Genomic DNA, 18545 nt, shown 5'->3' on the forward strand with positions numbered 1-18545 from the left:
CGCTACTGACTGTCCTCGCGCGCGGGGGTCCAGCTCCCGCGCTGCGCCAACGCCTGCTCGCCTTGCCGCAGGCGCTGCGCCAGCAACTCGCGATGGCGCTGCCAATCGCGCTGGAGTTCAAGCGTGCCCATCCGCATCATCGCCCCGCCCAATTCCGCGCATTGCAGCAGGCCGAGGTTGCCGGTCACCCCTTTCAACGCATGCGCCTGCTCGCGCAATTCATCCCAGTCACCCCGCTGCCCCGCATGCAGCATCCGCGCCAATGCCACCCGCGCATCGGTAATGCTTTGGCACACGAATTCGATCTCGAAGGCCTTGCCCAGCGACGCGATTTCGTCCAGCACGGCAGGGTCCAGCACTTCCGCCTGCCCGGGCCGCGCCGGTGCGAGTGGCGCGGGCAATTCCTCGGCAGTGGCTTCGCCATTGACCAGGACGGCCAGCATGTCCAGCAGCTTGGCGATGGCAAACGGCTTGGTGATGAAGCCGCGCGCGCCCGCTTCGCGGCAGGTGCGGGCGGCATCCGGGGTGGCATCGGCGCTGACCACCACGACCTGGGTGCGCGGCCCGCCCCCGGCCTGCATCACCCGCAACTGCCGCAGCAGGTCGATGCCATCCAGTTGCGGCATGTGCAGGTCCACCAGGGCCACGTCGATGCCGCCTCCGGCCAGGGCATCCAGCGCCGCCTCGCCGTTGTCCACGGCCACCACCCGATGCCCGGCCTTTTGCAGGACGCCCTGCAGCAGCAGGCGGTTGGCGGCATGGTCATCGGCCACCAGCACCCGCATCGGGCGAACCCGCTTGCGGTGGCGCACGAAGGGATCACCGAAGGCGATGACATTCGGCGCTTGCGCAGCCGCCGTGACCGGCTCCGTCTGCACGCCGTCCGCCACCGGCCCCGGCATCGGTTCCAGCACCGGCTCCGGTACCGGTTCGAACGGCAGCTCCACCCAGAAACGGCTGCCCACGTTTTCGTTGCTTTCAAACCCGATGCTGCCGCCCATGGCCTCGGCCAGCCCCTTGGCGATGGTGGTGCCCAACCCGGTGCCCTGGTGCTTGCGCGCCATGCTGTTGTCGGCTTGCTCGAAGGCATCGAAGATCTTCGCCCGGGCCGATGCGGGAATGCCGATCCCGGTATCGGCCACGGTGAACCGCAGCCGCACCTGCCTTGCACCATTGCCGGCCACGCCCGCCACCGTCATCCGCACTTCCCCGGAATGGGTGAACTTGATCGCGTTGCTGAGCAGGTTCACCAACACCTGGCGCAAGTGGCCCGGATCGCCGCGCAGCCGGGTGGGCACGCCCGCCTCCACGTCCACCGCGTATTGCAGGTGCTTGTTGCGGGCCTCCGGTGCCAGCATCAGGTTGATCTGCTCCAGCAGCACGTGCAGGTCGAAATTTTCCTGACGCAGCTTGAGCTTGCCGGCCTCGATCGCCGAAATGTCCAGCACGTCCTCGACCAGCGCCAGCAACGCGCGGGTGGCGGCTTGCAGGGTTTCCACGTAGCTGCGCTGTTCGGCATCCAGGCGGGTGCTTGCCAGCAATTCCGACATCCCCGACAACCCGTTCAACGGGGTGCGGAATTCGTGGCTCATGTTGGCCAGGAAGCGGCTCTTGGCCAGGTTGGCGCGGCGCGCCTCCTCCATTGCCGCAGTCAAGGCCCGCAGCAGGTTGGCGAAATACAGCGGCACCGCCACCAGCCCCAGCAGCAATCCCCACGACAGGTACGCATTGGCCAGCCAGTAGGGGGTGTTGAACATCATCGTGGCGAACGACGCCACCGCCAACGCGGTGGCCGCGTACAGGTAACGCGGGCCATAGCGCAGTCCGTTGCCGATGGTCACCCACAGGTACACCGCATACAGCGGCGCGGCGGCCTCGCCCTGCAAGTGCATCACCCCGCCCATCGCCGCGTAATCGGCCAGCATCCCCAGCCAGCGGCGCGGGTGCGACGGCCGTGGCACCGCCAGGATGGCACCCAGCAGGCCCAGCGACAGCCCCAGTTCGCCCAGCAGGATCAGCCAGGTCTCGACCAGCGCCAGGCGGCCGTCGCCGGTGCTGACCTCCCACCCCAGGTACGCCGCGAACAGGAACGTGATGACGATGCGCACGAACACCTGCGCATGCTCGCTGTCCGCCCGCGTCTGCAAGCGCGACCGCAACCATTGCCAGCCCGCGTGCACGGCCTCAGCGCCAGTCCCGATGCAGGGTGACCTGCGAATAGCGGTCGCAGATGTCGTACAACTGCGGCAGGTTGCCCAGCAGCACCCGCACGCAGTCCGGGTCCAGCATCATGCCGCTTTGCGAGCCGATGAACTCCAGCGCCTTGCCGATGCTCCACGCCGGCTTGTAGGGCCGGGGCGAGAGCAGCGCGTCGAACACGTCCGCGACGGTGACGATGCGCGCTTCGATCGGGATGTCGTCACCGGCCAGCCCGTCCGGATACCCCTTGCCGTTCCAGTGTTCGTGGTGGCGCAGGGCGATCTGCGCGCCAATCTGGATGAAGCGGTTCTGGCTGTCCTGCAACAACTGGTAGCCAATGCGCGGATGCTGCTGCATGCGCGTGCGCTCGGCATCGTCCAGCGGGCCGGGCTTCATCAGGATGGCATCGGGAATGGCGATCTTGCCGATGTCATGCAGCGGTGCGGCCAGTTCGATCACCTGCGCCTGCTCTTCCGGCAGGCCCAGCCCTTCGGCCACCAACCCGGCCACGTGGGCCATGCGTTCCAGGTAGGCACTGGTGCCGGCATCGCGAAACTCGATGGCGCGCGCCAGCCGCGAAAGGGTTTCGCGCTCGCGATCCTCCACCTCGCGGAGGCTGGCCAGCAGCCGCTGCTCCAGCGACAGCGCGCGTTGCTTCACCGATTCGTTGTGCTGCCGCAACTGCAACAGGTTCTGGCAGCGCGAACGCATGTCCCGCATGCGGATCGGTTTGTGGATGAAATCCATCACGCCGGCATCCAGCGCCGCCTGCCGCACCGGCTCATCGTCCACGATCGTCACCAGCACGATGGGGACGTCGCGATTGGCGGGCGAACGCCGGAAGGCCTTGGCCAGTTCCAGCCCGTCCATGCCGGGCATGCGGTAATCCAGCAACAGCAGGTCGGGCTGGTTGTTCAGGCACCAGTCCAGTGCCGCCATCGGCTCACCGAATTCGTGGGCCTCGATCTGCGGGCTGATGTCCTGCACCACCTGGCGCAACAGGGTACGCACCGAAGGCTGGTCATCGACAATCACGACGTCCATGCTGACCCCTCTGCCCCACCGGGCATACTGGCACCCCGCCCACGCATCATTTATGCCTGTCTACCTTACAGTACGCGGCATTGGCAAGCGCCCGGCCACGCCGGCGCTCAACCACCCGGCCGCATGTACGGGAACAGCAGCACGTCGCGGATCGAGCTGGAGCCGGTCAGCAGCATCACGAAGCGGTCGATGCCCACGCCCAGCCCGCCGGTGGGGGCCAGGCCCACCTCCAGCGCGCGGATGTAGTCGGCATCGAAATGCATGGCCTCGTCGTCGCCGGCGTCCTTCGCCTCGACCTGGGCGCGGAAGCGCGCGGCCTGGTCTTCCGGGTCATTCAGCTCCGAGAACCCGTTCGCCAGCTCCTTGCCGCCGACGAACAGCTCGAAGCGATCGGTGATGCCGGGCTCGCTGTCGGATTCGCGCGCCAGCGGGCTGACTTCCACCGGGTAGTGGGTGATGAAGGTCGGCTGGATCAGGCCGGTTTCGACGGTCTTCTCGAAGATTTCCAGCAGCAGCTTGCCCCAGCCGTAGCCGGGCTTCACATGCACGCCGAGGCGCGCGCAGTGCGCGGCCAGCGCGGCGCGGTCGCGGCAGTCGGCGACGGAAATTTCAGGGTTCAGCTCGCGCACCGCCTCTTCCAGCTTCCAGCGGCGGAAGGCGGGCGCCAGGTCGATGGCGTGGCCGTCCCACTCGAACACCGTGGTGCCCATCGCCTCCAGCGCGACGTCACGCATCATCGCTTCGGTCAGGTCCATCACCTCGGTGTACGTGGCGTAGGCCTCGTACAGCTCCAGCATGGTGAATTCGGGGTTGTGGCGGGTGGACACGCCCTCGTTGCGGAAGTTGCGGTTGATCTCGTAGACGCGCTCCAGCCCGCCCACCACCAGCCGCTTGAGGTAGAGCTCCGGTGCCACCCGCAGGAACAGCTGCAGGTCCAGCGCGTTGTGGTGGGTCACGAACGGGCGCGCGGTGGCACCGCCGGCGATGTACTGCATCATCGGCGTTTCCACTTCGAGGAAGCGGCGCGCGTCCAGCCAGTGGCGGATCGCGCGGACGATGCGCGAGCGGGCGATGAAGACTTCGCGCGCCTCCGGGGTGACGATCAGGTCGACATAGCGCTGGCGGTAGCGCTGCTCGACATCGGCCAGCCCGTGGAACTTGTCCGGCAACGGCCGCAGCGACTTCACCAGCAGGCGCAGCGATGCCACCTTGACCGACAGCTCGCCGGTCTTGGTGCGCATCAGGCTGCCTTCGGCGGCCACGATGTCGCCGATGTCCCAGCCCTTGAACGCGTCATAGGCCGCGCCCAGCGCATTGGCTTGCAGGAACAACTGCACCTTGCCGCTCATGTCCTGCACGGTGGCGAACGCGGCCTTGCCCATCACCCGCTTGGCGAGGATGCGGCCGGCGATGGCCACCTTGCGGCCGCCGGCCTCCAATGCTTCGCCGGTCCAGCGTTCGGCATCGGCGTACTCGGCCTGCAGGTCGCCGGCAAAGTCGGCACGCTTGAAGTCGTTCGGGAACGCGATGCCCTGTTCGCGCAGCGCGGCCAGTTTGGCGCGACGCTCGGCGATCAGGTGGTTTTCATCGACGGGCGTGGGGGCGGCGGTTTCGTTCATCGGGCATCCGTCACGCCCGCATGCCACGGGCGCGTCACTGGGAGGGGGAGGCAAGCGGATCAGGTCTGGAAGGATAGCAGAGCACGCCCTGCACGCTGGCCGCGTCATGAAACCGTCACCTCTCTGGCACGCATCTTGCGTAGCTGAAGGCAAGCTCGAGGAGTCGTCGCCATGCACATGCCCACCGCACGCACCGCCCGCCTGCTGCCGCTGCTGCTGGTGCTGGCCCTGTGCCTGCCGGCGGTGCCCGCCGCCGCGCCGCAATCGTCACCCGCCCCCGCCACGACAGCGGAGGCCGGTGCGCAGTGCCTGGCCTTGCAAGGGCGCTTGAGCCGGCAGCAATCCGCGTTGCAGGAGCTGCAAGCACAGGCCCGCGCCCTCAATGCCGAGCGTGCGCTGGAACAGTTGCGCCATGCCCATCAGGTGCAGACGCTGCAAGCCCGGCAGTCGCAGCTGCAGTACGTGACGGTCATCGCGGTGTTGTCGCTGCTGCTGCTGGCCACCGCCGGCTTCCTCCTGCAACAGCGCAAGCGCCAGTCGCTGCTGCGGCAGCTCAGCGAAGTCGATTCACTGACGGGCCTGAGCAACCGCCACGCCGCCACCGCCGCCCTGAATGCCATGGCTGCGCAGCGCGGTCCGGAGGGCACCCGCCATGTGCTGTTCCTGATCGACATCGACCACTTCAAGCACGTCAATGACAACCACGGCCACGCCGCGGGCGACACCGTGCTGGTGGAAGTGTCGCGCCGCCTGCAAGCCGCCTGCCGCCCCACCGATGTGGTGGCGCGCTGGGGCGGCGAGGAATTCCTGGTGGCCTGCGCCAACCTGACCCGCGAACAGGCCGAGCAGGTCGCCACCCGCCTGCGCCGGGCGATGGCCTACACCCTGCACACCGAGCACGCCACGCGGCCGGTCACGGTCTCGCTGGGGCTGGCACCGATTCCGTTTTTCGACGCCCCGGCGGAGCACGCCTCCCCCGCCAATCGCTGGGACTACGCCCTGCGCATGGCCGACCGCGCGCTGTACGCGGCCAAGCGCCACCGCGATGCCTGGGTGGGTTACTGGGGCGCGCAATTGCCGGACGATGCCACTGCCGAGGCCGCGCTGGAGCAACCCGAGGCGGCCACCGGCCTGATCACCGTGATGTCCAGCACGCCACGCATCGTGTCGTTGCGCATGGCCCGCGCCCGCAGCCTGCGCGCGGTACGCGCGCAAGGCTGAAACGCGCGTCAGGAAGCACTGGACAACCTGCTGTTGATCGTCATCCCCGCTTACGCGGGAATGACCAACAACGGCGACTGGATCAGGCGATTTTCAATTTGCATCGCTGCGCTTGGCGCCGGCTTCCAGGCCCGACTTGAGGCTGGCTTCCACGAACTCGTCGAGGTCGCCGTCCAGCACCTTCTGGGTATCGCTGCGCTCGATGCCGGTACGCAGGTCCTTGATGCGGCTCTGGTCGAGCACGTAGTTGCGGATCTGGCTGCCCCAGCCGATATCCGACTTGGTGGCTTCCAGCGCGTCCCTCTCGACGTTGCGCTTCTGCACTTCGAGTTCGTACAACTTCGCCTTCAGCATCTTCATCGCGCGGTCGCGGTTGGCATGCTGGCTGCGCTCGGTCTGGCAGGCGACCACGGTGTTGGTGGGCACGTGGGTGATGCGCACCGCCGATTCGGTCTTGTTGACGTGCTGGCCGCCCGCGCCGGAAGAGCGATACACGTCGGTCTTCAGGTCGGCCGGGTTGATCTCGATGTCGATGTCGTCGTCCACTTCCGGCGACACGAACACGCTGGTGAAGCTCGTGTGGCGGCGGTTGTCGGAGTCGAACGGCGACTTGCGCACCAGGCGGTGCACGCCGATCTCGGTCTTCAGCCAGCCATAGGCGTAGTCGCCCTCGACGCGGAAGGTGGCGGACTTGATGCCGGCCACGTCGCCACCGGACACCTCCATCAGCTCGGCCTTCCAGCCGCGCGATTCGCACCAGCGCAGGTACATGCGCAGCAGCATTTCCGCCCAGTCCTGCGCCTCGGTGCCGCCGGCACCGGCCTGGATGTCGACGAAGGCGTTGCAGCTGTCCATCTGGCCCGAGAACATGCGCTGGAACTCGATGGCTTCCACGCCTTTCTCGTACTGGTCGACGTCGGCCACCACCGCTTGCGCAGTGTCCTCGTCGTCTTCCATTTCGGCCAGTTCCAGCAGCTCGCCGGCGCCAACCAGACCATCCTTCAGGTTGCGGATGCCGTTGACGGTCTTGTCCAGCAGCGACCGCTCGCGCCCCAGCGCCTGCGCGCGGGCGGGGTCGTTCCAGACGTCCGGATGTTCCAGTTCGCGTTCTACTTCTTCCAGGCGTTCGCGCTTGGTGTCGTAGTCAAAGATACCCCCGGAGCGCATCGAGCCGACCGGTCAGGTCGGCGATGCGGGCTCGGATGGGATTGAGCTCGATCATGGGGAAACCGCTTGGGGTTCGGATGAACCGCGCATTTTAACAGCGTGCGGCACCTCTTGCGCCGGTGCGCAATCCTTGCGCCAGCTTTCCACGCGCAGCTCCGCAATGGGCGCGAAGACCCGCGGCGGCTGGCGACGGGCGCACCACGGGTGGAGTTGATCAAACTCGCGCATGGACCCAACGGGTCTCAACCCTCCAGCCCGGCACGCTGGCGCAGGTCGGCGCGGTAGGTACGGCTGCACGGCAGCTTCGCGCCATCCTGCATGTGCACGCGCGCGTCGCCGGTCTCCAGCGGTTCGATGGAGACGATGTGGTCGAGGTTGACCATGTAGCTGCGGTGCACGCGCGCGAACCGGACCGGGTCGAGCCGCGCCTCGATGCCGCCCAGGGTGCTGCGCAGCGGGTAGTCGTGGCCGCGTACCCGCAGGTTGACGTAGTTGCCCGAGTTGACCTTCACTGCGTGCTTCGGCGGCTACGAGCTGATCCGCCGGGTACCGGTGTTGCGGCCGCTGTTCGGCCTCAGGCGGGAACCGAGGCGGCCGCCGCTTCCCGATGCACCACCACAAGCTGGATAGCATCGCCGCCGCGATAGTCGTCGGGCGCGAGCCGATAGGCAACATGGACGCGTCGGCCGGGCTCCTCGCCATTCCAGCCGTTGAAGTGGATGGCGTTGTAGCGGCGACCGTGCAGGCCCAGTTCCAGCTTGAGGTGGCGTTCCTTCAGCACCCGCCATTGCAGCACCTCGAACACGTCGTCGAACAGCGGCTCGGGGTAACCCTGGCCCCAGTGGCCACCGTCGCGCAGGGCCAGCGCGGCGGTGATGGTCAACTCCTCCGCCACCAATGCGCCGTCGCTGAACAGTTGCTCGGTGCGCAGGTCTTCGCCCAGCCGTTCTTCGGCCACGCGGATGAAGGCCTCGCGGAACGCGGGGAACGCCGAGCGATGCAGGCTCATGCCGGCGGCCATGGCATGGCCGCCGAAACGGGCGATCAGGCCGGGCTGGCGGGCATCCACCAGCGCCAGCGCGTCGCGGATGTGGAAGCCGGGCACCGACCGTGCCGAACCGCGCAGCATGTCGCTGTCGGGTTCGGCGGGAGCGAAGGCGATCGCGGGACGGTGCAGGCGCTCCTTCACTTTCGATGCCACCAACCCCACCACGCCGGGGTGCCAATCCTCCTCGAACAGGCAGGCGGCATGGCGGACGTCGATGCCGTCCAGCCGCGCCTCGGCCACGTCCTGCATGTCGGTCTGCAAGGCACGGCGCTCTTCGTTGATGGCGTTCAGCGTGGCGGCGATCTGCCGCGCCTGCGCGACATCGTCGGTGAGCAGGCATTCGATGCCGATGCCCATGTCTTCCAGCCGGCCTGCCGCGTTGATGCGCGGGCCGAGGGCGAAGCCGATGTCGACGGTCGACAAGGTGGCGTCGCGGCGCCCGGCCACCTCGGCCAGGGCGCGCAAGCCCGCGCACCCCTGCCCCGCGCGCAGCCGCCGCAGGCCGGCGCCGACCAATGCGCGGTTGTTGGCGTCCAGCGGCACCATGTCGGCCACCGTGCCCACCGCCACCAGGTCCAGCAGGCTGGCCAGGTCGGCCTGCGCACCCAGCATCGCGCGCAATGCCAGCAGCACGTAGAAGATCACGCCCACGCCGGCCAGCGCCTTGCTGGCGAAGCCGCAGCCGGGCTGGTTGGGATTGACGATGGCATCGGCCGGCGGCAGCGTCGGCCCCGGCAGGTGGTGGTCGGTGACCAGCACCTGCCAGCCGCGTGCCTTGGCATCGGCGATGCCGGCATGACAGGCGATGCCGTGATCCACCGTGACCACCACATCAGGTTGCAGGGCAGCGAGTTCTTCCACCAGCCCGGGCGTCAACCCGTATCCGTGGACGATGCGATTGGGCACGGCGTGCGAGACCCGGCGCGCACCCAGCATGCGCAGCCCGCGCACCCCCACCGCGCAGGCGGTGGCACCGTCGCAGTCGAAATCGCCCACCACCAGAATGTGCGCATCGCGCACGATGGCCTCTTGCAGCAACGCCACGGCGGCATCGATATTCTTCAATGCGTGATACGGCAGCAACTGCGCCAGCTTCGGCATCGCGCTGTCGGCATCGCTGCCCCGCGCCGCATGCACGCGCCGCAGCACCTGCGGCCAGTGCGCGGGCCAGTCACCCACCGGCTGCACGCCCTGCCGACGCACGATCCGGCGCACCTGGCTCATGCGGACAATGTCGCCAGCGGCGCGCGCCACAGCCGCCAGCGCTGGCGCGGATGCAAGGTGAAGACAAGGCCATCGGCGAAATCGAACACCGCCTCGCCGCGTGCCGCCGGCAACAGCCAGCGTTCCAGCAACCCGCGGGGGTCGCGCGATTGGCGCAGGTCCACCAGCGCGGGGGCTTGCACGGCGTCGGGATCGACCACCGGCATGCAGGCCAGTTGGCCCGTCTGCGCCGCGCCTTGCAGGACGGGATCTGCGGAATACAGGGCAGCCACGTCCGCCTGCACGCTGTCGGGCAAACGACCGCCTCCCCAGAACCACAGCGCATTGATCGGCACGCGCCCTGCCGCCAGCCGCATCTGGTTGTGCGGATGGTTGTGCAGCACCACCTGCACCTCGTTCATCAGCACCCGCCAGCGCCGCGCCTGCGGGCCGTCGGGGATGTGCTCGAACACATCGTCGCCCAGGGCCGCCTCCGGTGCGGCGAAGTCGGGCAGGCTTGCGCCCGCCTCCAGCCGCACATACCACCGTGCCGGATGCGGCGCATCCAGCGCCATGCCCAAATCGCCGAACAGCGGGCGCAGCGCCGGCAGCAGCGCATCCACGTCGGCCTGGTCGATGCCGACGGCATGGCCGATGCCCAGCAAGCGCGCGCCGTTGATGTCGGGACGGATGTGCGCGGGGTCGGCGCGCAGCCACGCCGCCCCCTGCGTGCCGGCCATGCCGGCATCGGCCACGCGCGACAGCGCCGCCTCCGCCAACCGGTTGGGCAGCAGGGTGAAGTGACGCAGCACCTGTGCCTGCTCGCCCGCTGCCTCCCGACGGCGATCCGCGCGCGCCAGGGCCTTGCCCAACGGGCCGGGCAGGGCCAGGCCGGCGAATTTCGCAACCGGCGGCAGCAGCAGCGTCAGCCGCGCCATCGTTCAGCCTTTGTAGGCGACCGAGACGATTTCGTACTCGCGGGTGCCGCCGGGAGCTTCGATGGTGATGGCATCGCCCTCGTGCTTGCCGATCAGCGCGCGCGCCACCGGCGAGGAAATCGCGATCAGCCCTTGCTTGATGTCGGCTTCCAGGTCACCGACGATCTGGTAGGTTTTTTCATCGTCGGTCTCGCAGTCCACCACGACCACGGTGGCGCCGAACACCACCTTGTCGCCGGCGTCGAGGGTGGATATGTCGATGATCTGCGCGTGCGACAGCTCCGCTTCCAGGTGCTTGATGCGACCTTCGATGAAGCCCTGCTGCTCGCGCGCGGCGTGGTATTCGGCGTTCTCCTTGAGGTCGCCGTGGGCACGCGCCTCGGCGATCGCCTCGATCACCGCGGGACGCTTGACCGACTTCAATTCCTCGAGTTCCGCGCGCAGGCGCAGCGCGCCCTTCGCGGTGATGGGTGCACGGCTCATGCCAGCTCCTTGTGCAGTTCCTGCAGCGAGAGCACGTCGCCCTTGCCGCGATGATCCAGCGAATGCAGCAATGCGCTGGCACCCGCGACGGTGGTGGAATAGGTGACGCGCGCCTGCAGCGCTTCACGACGGATCGAGAAGGAGTCGGCGATGGCCGTGCGCCCCTCGGTGGTGTTGACGATGTAGCAGATCTCGCCGTTCTTGATCAGGTCGACGATGTGCGGGCGGCCTTCGGCCACCTTGTTGACACGTTCGCAAGCCACGCCATGGGCGCTCAGGAAGTCGGCGGTGCCACGGGTGGCGACGATGCTGAAGCCGCGTTCGAGCATGTAGCGCGCAATCGGCAGCACACGCGCCTTGTCCGGGTCGCGCACCGAGATGAAGGCCTTGCCCGGCTGCGGCGCGCGGATGTTCGCCGCTTCCTCGGCGCGGGCGAACGCCGCCTCGAAGCTGCGGCCCACGCCCATCACTTCGCCGGTCGAGCGCATCTCCGGGCCGAGGATCGGATCGACGTTCTGGAACTTGGCGAACGGGAACACCGCTTCCTTCACCGAGTAGTACGACGGCACGATTTCCTCGGTCGCGCCCTGCTCGGCCAGCGTCATCCCGGCCATGCAGCGCGCGGAGATCTTGGCCAGCGGGCGGCCGATCGCCTTGGACACGAACGGCACGGTGCGGCTGGCGCGCGGGTTCACTTCCAGCAGGTAGATGGTGTCGGCTTCCTCGCCTTCGGCCACGCCCACCTGCACCGCGAACTGGGTGTTCATCAGCCCGACCACATGCAGCGCCTTGGCCAGCGCCACCACCTGTTCGCGCAGCCGCTGCTGCGTGCGCTTGGAGAGCGAGTACGGCGGCAGCGAGCAGGACGAGTCACCGGAATGCACGCCGGCCTCCTCGATGTGCTCCATCACGCCGCCGACCAGCACGTTGCCGTCGCGGTCGGCGATCACGTCGATGTCCACTTCCACCGCGTTGTCGAGGAAGCGGTCCAGCAGCACCGGAGAATCATTGCTGACCTTCACCGCCTCGCGCATGTAGCGGGCGAGATCGGCATCGGCGTGCACCACTTCCATCGCGCGGCCACCCAGCACGTAGCTGGGACGCACCACCAGCGGATAGCCAATTTCACGCGCGTGAGTCAGCGCTTCGTCGGCGCTGCGCGCGGTACGGTTCGGCGGCTGCTTCAGGCCGAGGTCGTCCACCAGCTTCTGGAAGCGCTCGCGGTCTTCGGCCAGGTCGATGGAGTCCGGCGAGGTGCCGATGATCGGCACGCCGTTGGCCTCCAGCGCCTTCGCCAGCTTCAGCGGGGTCTGCCCGCCGTACTGCACGATCACGCCCAGCGGTTGTTCCAGCTCGACGATGGCCAGCACGTCCTCCAGCGTCAGCGGCTCGAAGTACAGGCGATCGGAGGTGTCGTAATCGGTGGACACGGTTTCCGGGTTGCAGTTGACCATGATGGTCTCGTACCCGTCTTCGCGCAGGGCGAGCGCCGCATGCACGCAGCAGTAGTCGAACTCGATGCCCTGGCCGATGCGATTGGGGCCACCGCCGAGCACCATGATCTTCTTGCGGTCGCTGGGCGCGGCCTCGCACTCGTCCTCGTAGGTCGAGTACAGGTAGGCGGTGCCGGTGGCAAACTCGCCCGCGCAGCTGTCCACGCGCTTGTACACCGGGCGCACGCCGAACGCCTTGCGCAAGGCGCGCACTGCCGTTTCGTTGGTGCCGGCCAGCATCGCGATGCGGGCATCGGAGAAGCCCTTGCGCTTGAGCGCACGCAGGCGCCTGGCGTCCAGCCCGTCCAGGCCGCGATGGATCACGTCCACCTCGGCATCGATCAGCTCCTCGATCTGGTCGAGGAACCACGGGTCGACGAACGACAGCGCGTGCACGTCTTCCACGCTCATGCCGGCGCGGAACGCATCGGCGATGTGGAAGATGCGCTCCGGGCCCGGCTCCTTCAGCTCGCGGCGCAGCGCCAACAAGCCGTCTTCACTGGCCAGATCCAGCCCCGTCGGGTCGAGCCCGATCTTGCCGGTCTCCAGCCCGCGCAGCGCCTTCTGCAGCGATTCCTGGAAGCTGCGACCAATGGCCATGACCTCGCCCACCGACTTCATCTGGGTGGTCAGGCGCGCGTCGGCGGCGGGGAACTTCTCGAACGCGAAGCGCGGGATCTTGGTGACCACGTAGTCGATCGACGGCTCGAAGCTGGCCGGGGTCAGCCCGCCGGTGATCTCGTTCTTCAGCTCGTCCAGCGTGTAACCGACCGCGAGCTTGGCGGCGACCTTGGCGATCGGGAAGCCGGTCGCCTTCGAGGCCAGTGCCGACGAACGCGACACGCGCGGATTCATCTCGATGACGACCACGCGGCCGTCCTTCGCATTGATGCCGAACTGCACGTTGCTGCCGCCGGTATCAACCCCAATTTTGCGCAGCACCGCGATGGACGCATCGCGCAGGCGCTGGTATTCCTTGTCGGTCAGGGTCTGCGCAGGCGCCACCGTGATGCTGTCGCCGGTGTGCACGCCCATCGCATCGAAATTCTCGATGCTGCACACGATGATGCAGTTGTCGGCGGTGTCGCGCACCACCTCCATTTCGAATTCCTTCCAACCCAGCACCGACTCTTCGATCAACACTTCGCTGGTCGGCGACAGTTCCAGGCCGCGCTTGACGATCTCCTCGAACTCTTCCTTGTTGTAGGCGATGCCGCCGCCGCTGCCGCCCAGGGTGAAGCTGGGGCGGATGATGGTGGGAAACCCCACCTGCGCCTGGATCTCCAGCGCCTGCTCGAAGGTCTTGGCCACTTCCGACTTCGGGCTGTCCAGCCCGATCTCGGTCATCGCCTGCTTGAACAGTTCGCGGTCCTCGGCCATGCGGATGGCATCGCGCTTGGCACCGATCAGCTCGACGCCGTACTTCTCCAGCACGCCGTGGTCGGCCAGGTCCAGCGCGCAGTTCAGCGCGGTCTGCCCGCCCATGGTGGGCAGAATGGCATCGGGCTTTTCCTTGGCGATGATCTTCTCGACCGTCTGCCAGTTGATCGGTTCGATGTAGACCGCGTCGGCCATGTCCGGGTCGGTCATGATCGTGGCCGGGTTGCTGTTCACCAGCACCACCCGGTAGCCCTCCTCGCGCAGCGCCTTGCACGCCTGCGCGCCGGAGTAATCGAACTCGCAGGCCTGGCCGATGACAATCGGGCCAGCGCCGATGATGAGGATGGTTTTCAGATCGCTGCGCTTAGGCATTGGTGTTGTTCTCCATCAGGGCAACGAACTTGTCGAACAGCGGGGCCAGGTCCTGCGGGCCGGGGCTGGCCTCGGGGTGACCCTGGAAGCTGAACGCGGGCGCGTCGGTCAGTTCGATGCCCTGGTTGGTGCCATCGAACAGCGAACGGTGGGTGACCCGCGCGTTCGCCGGCAGGCTGGCTTCGTCGATGCAGAAGCCGTGGTTTTGCGAGGTGATCAACACCCGGCCGCTGTCGAGGTCCTGCACCGGATGGTTGGCGCCGTGGTGGCCGTGCGGCATCTTGACGGTCTGCGCGCCGATGGCCAGGCCCAGCAGCTGGTGGCCGAGGCAGATGCCGTACAGCGGGATCTTCGCCTTGAGGAATTCGCGGATCGCGGCGATCGCGTAGTCGCAGGGTGCGGGGTCGCCGGGGCCGTTGGACAGGAACACCCCGTCCGGCTGCATCGCCAGCACTTCGGATGCAGGCGTCTGCGCCGGCACCACATGCACGCCGCAGCCACGTTCGGCCAGCATGCGCAGGATGTTGCGCTTGGCGCCGAAGTCGTAGGCCACGACCTTGAACTTCGGTTCGGCGCGCACCCAGTCGTTGGCATCCAGGTCCAGCTGGCCCTCGCTCCAACGGTACGGCGCGGCGGTGGTGACGACTTTGGCCAGATCCATGTTCTTCAGGCCGGGGAACTTGCGCGCCGCTTCGATGGCCTGCTCGGCGTCCAGCACCTCGTCATGGCTGGCGGCCGCCAACAACGCGGCGTTCTGCGAGCCGCGTTCACGCAGGATGCGGGTCAGCTTGCGGGTGTCGATGCCGGCGATCGCGACGATGCCGCGTGCCTGCAACCACTCCGGCAGCGCCACCTGGCTGCGCCAGTTGCTGGGCCGGCGCGGCACGTCGCGCACGATCAACCCGGCCGCCCAGGCCTTGGCGGCCTCGTCGTCCTGGTCGGTGCAGCCGGTGTTGCCGATGTGCGGATAGGTCAGGGTGACCAATTGGCGGGCGTAGGACGGATCGGTCAGGATTTCCTGGTAACCGGTCATGGCGGTGTTGAACACCGCTTCGCCCACGGACAGGCCGGGGGCACCCACGGAAATGCCCTCGAAGACCGTACCGTCTTCAAGCGCGAGAATGGCAGGAATATTCAAGTGCGTCGCCTTGCGTGAGGTTGCAAGAAAGCGCCGAAACGGGCTGGCCGGTTCGGAGCTGAGGGGGTTTAGGCGAGGGCGAATTGTACCGGCGATGGTGCGATTGCGCCAGAGGCTTGAACACCAGCCCCTGCCGGCACGGCCTTCGTCAAAGCAGCTCCGCCACCCGGTAACGGCCCGGGGCATGGCCATGCAGGCGCGTGGCCACGTGCAACGCGCCACGGGCGAAGATGTCGCGATTGGTGGCACGATGCACCAACTCGATGCGCTCGCCCGCAGCGGCGAACTGCACCACGTGTTCACCCACGATGTCGCCGGCGCGAATGGACGCATAGTGTGGCCGGGCACCACTGGCCTGCGCCGCCGCACCCAGGGTCAGCGCGGTGCCCGAGGGGGCATCGAGCTTGCGGGTGTGGTGGGCCTCGACGATGTCGCAATCCCAACCCGGAAGCAATTGCGCGGCCCGCGCAACCAGGTCGTGCAGCACCGCCACGCCGAGGCTGAAATTGCTGGCCCAGACCAGCGGAATGCTGGCCGACGCCGTCTCCAGCCGCTGCTTGCGCGCGGCGTCCAGCCCGGTGGTACCCGATACCAGCGCGGCGCCCCGGGACAGGCACAGCGCCAGCACGGCATCGAACCCTTCCGGCAAGCTGAAATCCACCGCCACGTCGAAATCCGGCACGGCCTCCAGCGCCGTGGCCGGGAACTGCGGTACCTGCAACGGCAACACGGCATTGCCGCTGCGCGACACTGCCGCCACCACGTGGCCACCCGGCTCCTCGGCGGCCAGGCGCAGCAAGGCTTGCCCCATCCGGCCACTGGCGCCATGGATCAGAAGTCGAACCGGTGTTGTCATGCCGCGCAGGCTAACGGCTGCCCGGGGTGGCAGCAAGCGGCAACCGATGGCGGGAGCCTCCCATCACGACGGTTCCGGTCAACCGCAGGATGGGAGCCACTCCCGCAAAACCACCCTCAGGCGTGAGCGGATGCGCTTTGCAGCCGGTCCGCTACCTGGTGCATGGCATCCTCGAAGGCGCTGGCGCCCTCGCGGACGATGACCTTGCCCAATTTCGCCATCACCGCCAATTCCTGCACCGATGCCACCAGCACGCGGATGCCGCGCCGGTTCACCAGCAACAAGCGCGAGGAGATCGGGCTGATCCACGACACCTTGGCCGGGGCGAAGTGCCCGTCCCCCGTCTGCAGCTGGATCCAGTTGCCGACCTGCAAGGTGCGGATGCGCGCCAGCATGGCGGCATCGAAATCCAGCCCCGCCGTACCACCCGCCGCCGCCAGCTCCGGCGGCGCTTCCGTCACCACCGGCTCCGGCATCACCACCTGCGGCGGGATGCGTGGATCGCTTTCCTGCGCAGGCTGGCCCGTGGACAAGCGTGCCAGGGTATCGGTCAGGGCTTCCAGCGCGGCCTCGCCGGCATCGCCGATGCAACCGGCGCTGGCCAGCATGGCCAGCAACTCCGCTTCCGGTAACGGCTTGGCCGGGTCCGGGGCCTGCCGGTTGGTCGCGCGATCCACGGCCACCATCAGGGCGGACACCGCCTGCATCGCGTGGTCGTAGCGCGGTGCACCCTTGCCATCGCGCAAGGCGATCTGGATCAGGTGGTGGCTGGCATGGCGGGTCAGGAAGTCATCGATCACCGGCGGCAATTGGCGGCCGCCACGGTGCCAATTGAGGTCGGCGGCGACCATCGCACGCGCCTGCTCCAGCCGCTCGCGCCCGCGCTGCGCCTCGGTGGTGCGCTTTTCGGCCAGCTCGAAACGCTTGCGGTGCTGGGCCATGTAGGCACGCAGTTCCTGCTCCAGCGTTTCGAAGATCGCCACGTCCTCGTTGAACTCGGCCACCAGCCGGTCGATGGTGTGGTCGACATGGGTGAGTAACTCGCGTTCCTGCGGCGCCTCGCCGCGGTTGCCTTCGCAGGCCTCCGCCACGGTATTGAGCAACCGGCGCGCCGGATGTTCCTTGTACATGAACATGCGGCGATCCTTCACCGCCACCTTCACGAACGGCACCAGCATGCGCCCGATCTTCTGGCGAATGCGGTTGTCGTACTGCGGGCCGTCGAGCAACACGTCGAACAGCAACGCCACCAGGTCGACGGCATCGCCGTCCAGGCCATCGAGGTTGAGGTTGTCGCCGGCCACCCCCAGCTTGCGTGCGCTTTGCGCCATCTGCTGGCGCAACTGCCCGGCCAGCGATTGCTGCTCGCCCGGTGCTGCCGGGGTGAACAGCGAGGAGGCATCCTGCTGCATCAACGACAGGATCGACATCAGGTCCTGGGTGCCGATGGCGGGGCCGGTGGGCGTCTGTGCCGCCATGCCGATCGCCGAACGCCAGTTCTGCAACATGCCCAGCATGTTGGCAAACATCATCTGGTCGGCCGGGCTGACCTGCATGGGTGCGGCTTCATGGGCCTGGGCAGCGGCTTCCGCGGAAGCCGCATGCGCCATCGCGCCGTGGCGAGGCGCGGGCGGATGGTGTGCCTTGGCGGTGGCCCGCAGCTCCGGCAACACGCCCGCCGTGGCCATCAGGGCATTGCAGCGTTCGTAGATGTCTCCGAGCGCGCCGGTGAGCTCGCGCTCGAAGAACTTGAACACCACGATGCGCAAGTCGGCATCGATTTCCAGTTGCCCCATGGCATGGCTCAGGGCACCGGCGAGGAAGGACGGTGCCAGCGGGTTTTCCCGCGGGTCGAGCGCAGCCACGCCCACCACCACCGACAACCGCTTGCTGGCCACCTCGAATGCGGAGGCGTGCGAGCGCAGCACCGAGGCGGCCAATTGCTCGACCGCCAGCTGCTCTTCCAGCGCCTGGTCCGAAAGCAGGCTGAGCCCACTCCCCGCGAGGCCATCGGCGATGCGGCGGTCGCGCAGGCCGCGGAACCGGTCCAGCAAGGCCTGGCGGAATTTCTGCGCGATCTCGCCACGCGCGCGGCGCATGTCGCGCAGGGCGATCATGCCCAGCGCCTCCTCGCCGGACTGGCTGCGGTCGAACAGGTAGTCATCGACATCGGCCAAGGCGCTGTCCAGCGCCGGTGATGCACGGTCGATGACATGTTTCTGCACGGCGTCCAGCACCTGGCCATAGGCCGGCGACGGGGACGACGGGATCGGAGATTCCGCGGGGGAACGGAACGACATGGCGAAGCCTGCTTGGTGAGACCCTGTAGTTAACGGTACTGGAAGCGGAAAGCCAAGTTGTTGATGGCGATCATGGTTCCAACG

12 protein-coding genes and 1 pseudogene are annotated in these 18545 nt (G+C 67.7%); 1 reads left to right on the forward strand and 12 read right to left on the reverse strand.

Annotation, left to right across the window (positions count from 1 at the left end; translation table 11 throughout):
• Nucleotides 1-2: 2 nt before the first annotated feature.
• From ACE3OK_RS07800 to lysS, 3 genes are all read right to left on the reverse strand, one after another.
• Nucleotides 3-2180 carry an ATP-binding protein gene (locus tag ACE3OK_RS07800; RefSeq protein ID WP_374248971.1) on the reverse strand — a complete coding sequence of 726 codons (2178 nt, stop codon included), beginning with the start codon at nucleotides 2178-2180 and terminating at the stop codon, nucleotides 3-5.
• A 4-nt stretch (nucleotides 2181-2184) separates the two neighbouring features.
• Complete coding sequence (locus ACE3OK_RS07805; RefSeq protein WP_374248972.1) at nucleotides 2185-3243, reverse strand: HD domain-containing phosphohydrolase; 1059 nt, start codon at nucleotides 3241-3243, stop codon at nucleotides 2185-2187.
• 107 nt (nucleotides 3244-3350) lie between these two features.
• On the reverse strand, nucleotides 3351-4862 hold the full coding sequence (gene lysS, locus ACE3OK_RS07810; RefSeq protein WP_374248973.1) for a lysine--tRNA ligase: 1512 nt from the start codon (nucleotides 4860-4862) through the stop codon (nucleotides 3351-3353).
• A 171-nt stretch (nucleotides 4863-5033) separates the two neighbouring features.
• Between lysS and ACE3OK_RS07815 the strand changes: the two genes are divergently transcribed.
• Entirely contained in the window at nucleotides 5034-6083 is a 1050-nt protein-coding gene (locus ACE3OK_RS07815) for a GGDEF domain-containing protein (RefSeq protein WP_374248974.1), read from the forward strand.
• A 93-nt stretch (nucleotides 6084-6176) separates the two neighbouring features.
• Here the strand turns inward: ACE3OK_RS07815 and prfB are convergent.
• The 9 genes and pseudogenes from prfB to ACE3OK_RS07860 form a co-directional block, all read right to left on the reverse strand.
• Nucleotides 6177-7305, reverse strand: a protein-coding gene (gene prfB, locus ACE3OK_RS07820) for a peptide chain release factor 2 (protein ID WP_374248975.1) whose coding sequence is annotated in 2 segments (ribosomal slippage) — nucleotides 6177-7229 and nucleotides 7231-7305 — 1128 coding nt in all. Because the reading frame shifts where the segments join, the coding sequence is not laid out codon by codon here.
• A gap of 187 nt (nucleotides 7306-7492) precedes the next feature.
• Nucleotides 7493-7750: pseudogene (locus tag ACE3OK_RS07825) on the reverse strand (LytTR family DNA-binding domain-containing protein); the annotation flags it as partial.
• Between the two features lie 74 nt (nucleotides 7751-7824).
• The gene (recJ, locus tag ACE3OK_RS07830; RefSeq protein ID WP_374248976.1) at nucleotides 7825-9522 is read right to left on the reverse strand and encodes a single-stranded-DNA-specific exonuclease RecJ; all 1698 of its coding nucleotides are present in this window, start codon (nucleotides 9520-9522) and stop codon (nucleotides 7825-7827) included.
• Nucleotides 9519-10439 carry a phosphoglycerate mutase gene (locus ACE3OK_RS07835; RefSeq protein ID WP_374248977.1) on the reverse strand — a complete coding sequence of 307 codons (921 nt, stop codon included), beginning with the start codon at nucleotides 10437-10439 and terminating at the stop codon, nucleotides 9519-9521. Before ACE3OK_RS07835 ends, recJ begins: the two co-directional genes overlap by 4 nt.
• A 3-nt stretch (nucleotides 10440-10442) precedes the next feature.
• Nucleotides 10443-10922, reverse strand: a complete 480-nt coding sequence (greA, locus tag ACE3OK_RS07840; RefSeq protein ID WP_374248978.1) for a transcription elongation factor GreA — start codon at nucleotides 10920-10922, stop codon at nucleotides 10443-10445.
• A complete protein-coding gene (gene carB, locus ACE3OK_RS07845) occupies nucleotides 10919-14167 on the reverse strand; it encodes a carbamoyl-phosphate synthase large subunit (protein WP_374248979.1) in 3249 nt (1082 codons plus the stop codon). Before carB ends, greA begins: the two co-directional genes overlap by 4 nt.
• On the reverse strand, nucleotides 14160-15305 hold the full coding sequence (gene carA, locus ACE3OK_RS07850; RefSeq protein ID WP_374248980.1) for a glutamine-hydrolyzing carbamoyl-phosphate synthase small subunit: 1146 nt from the start codon (nucleotides 15303-15305) through the stop codon (nucleotides 14160-14162). Before carA ends, carB begins: the two co-directional genes overlap by 8 nt.
• A 148-nt stretch (nucleotides 15306-15453) precedes the next feature.
• Nucleotides 15454-16161 (reverse strand): 4-hydroxy-tetrahydrodipicolinate reductase, encoded by a 708-nt coding sequence (gene dapB, locus ACE3OK_RS07855; RefSeq protein WP_374248981.1) that lies wholly within the window; start codon nucleotides 16159-16161, stop codon nucleotides 15454-15456.
• A gap of 116 nt (nucleotides 16162-16277) precedes the next feature.
• Complete coding sequence (locus tag ACE3OK_RS07860) at nucleotides 16278-18461, reverse strand: DUF1631 family protein (protein ID WP_374248982.1); 2184 nt, start codon at nucleotides 18459-18461, stop codon at nucleotides 16278-16280.
• Nucleotides 18462-18545 lie beyond the last annotated feature (84 nt).

Source organism: Thermomonas sp. (genome assembly GCF_041905325.1).
In the GTDB taxonomy this organism is placed as follows: Bacteria; Pseudomonadota; Gammaproteobacteria; order Xanthomonadales; family Xanthomonadaceae; genus Thermomonas.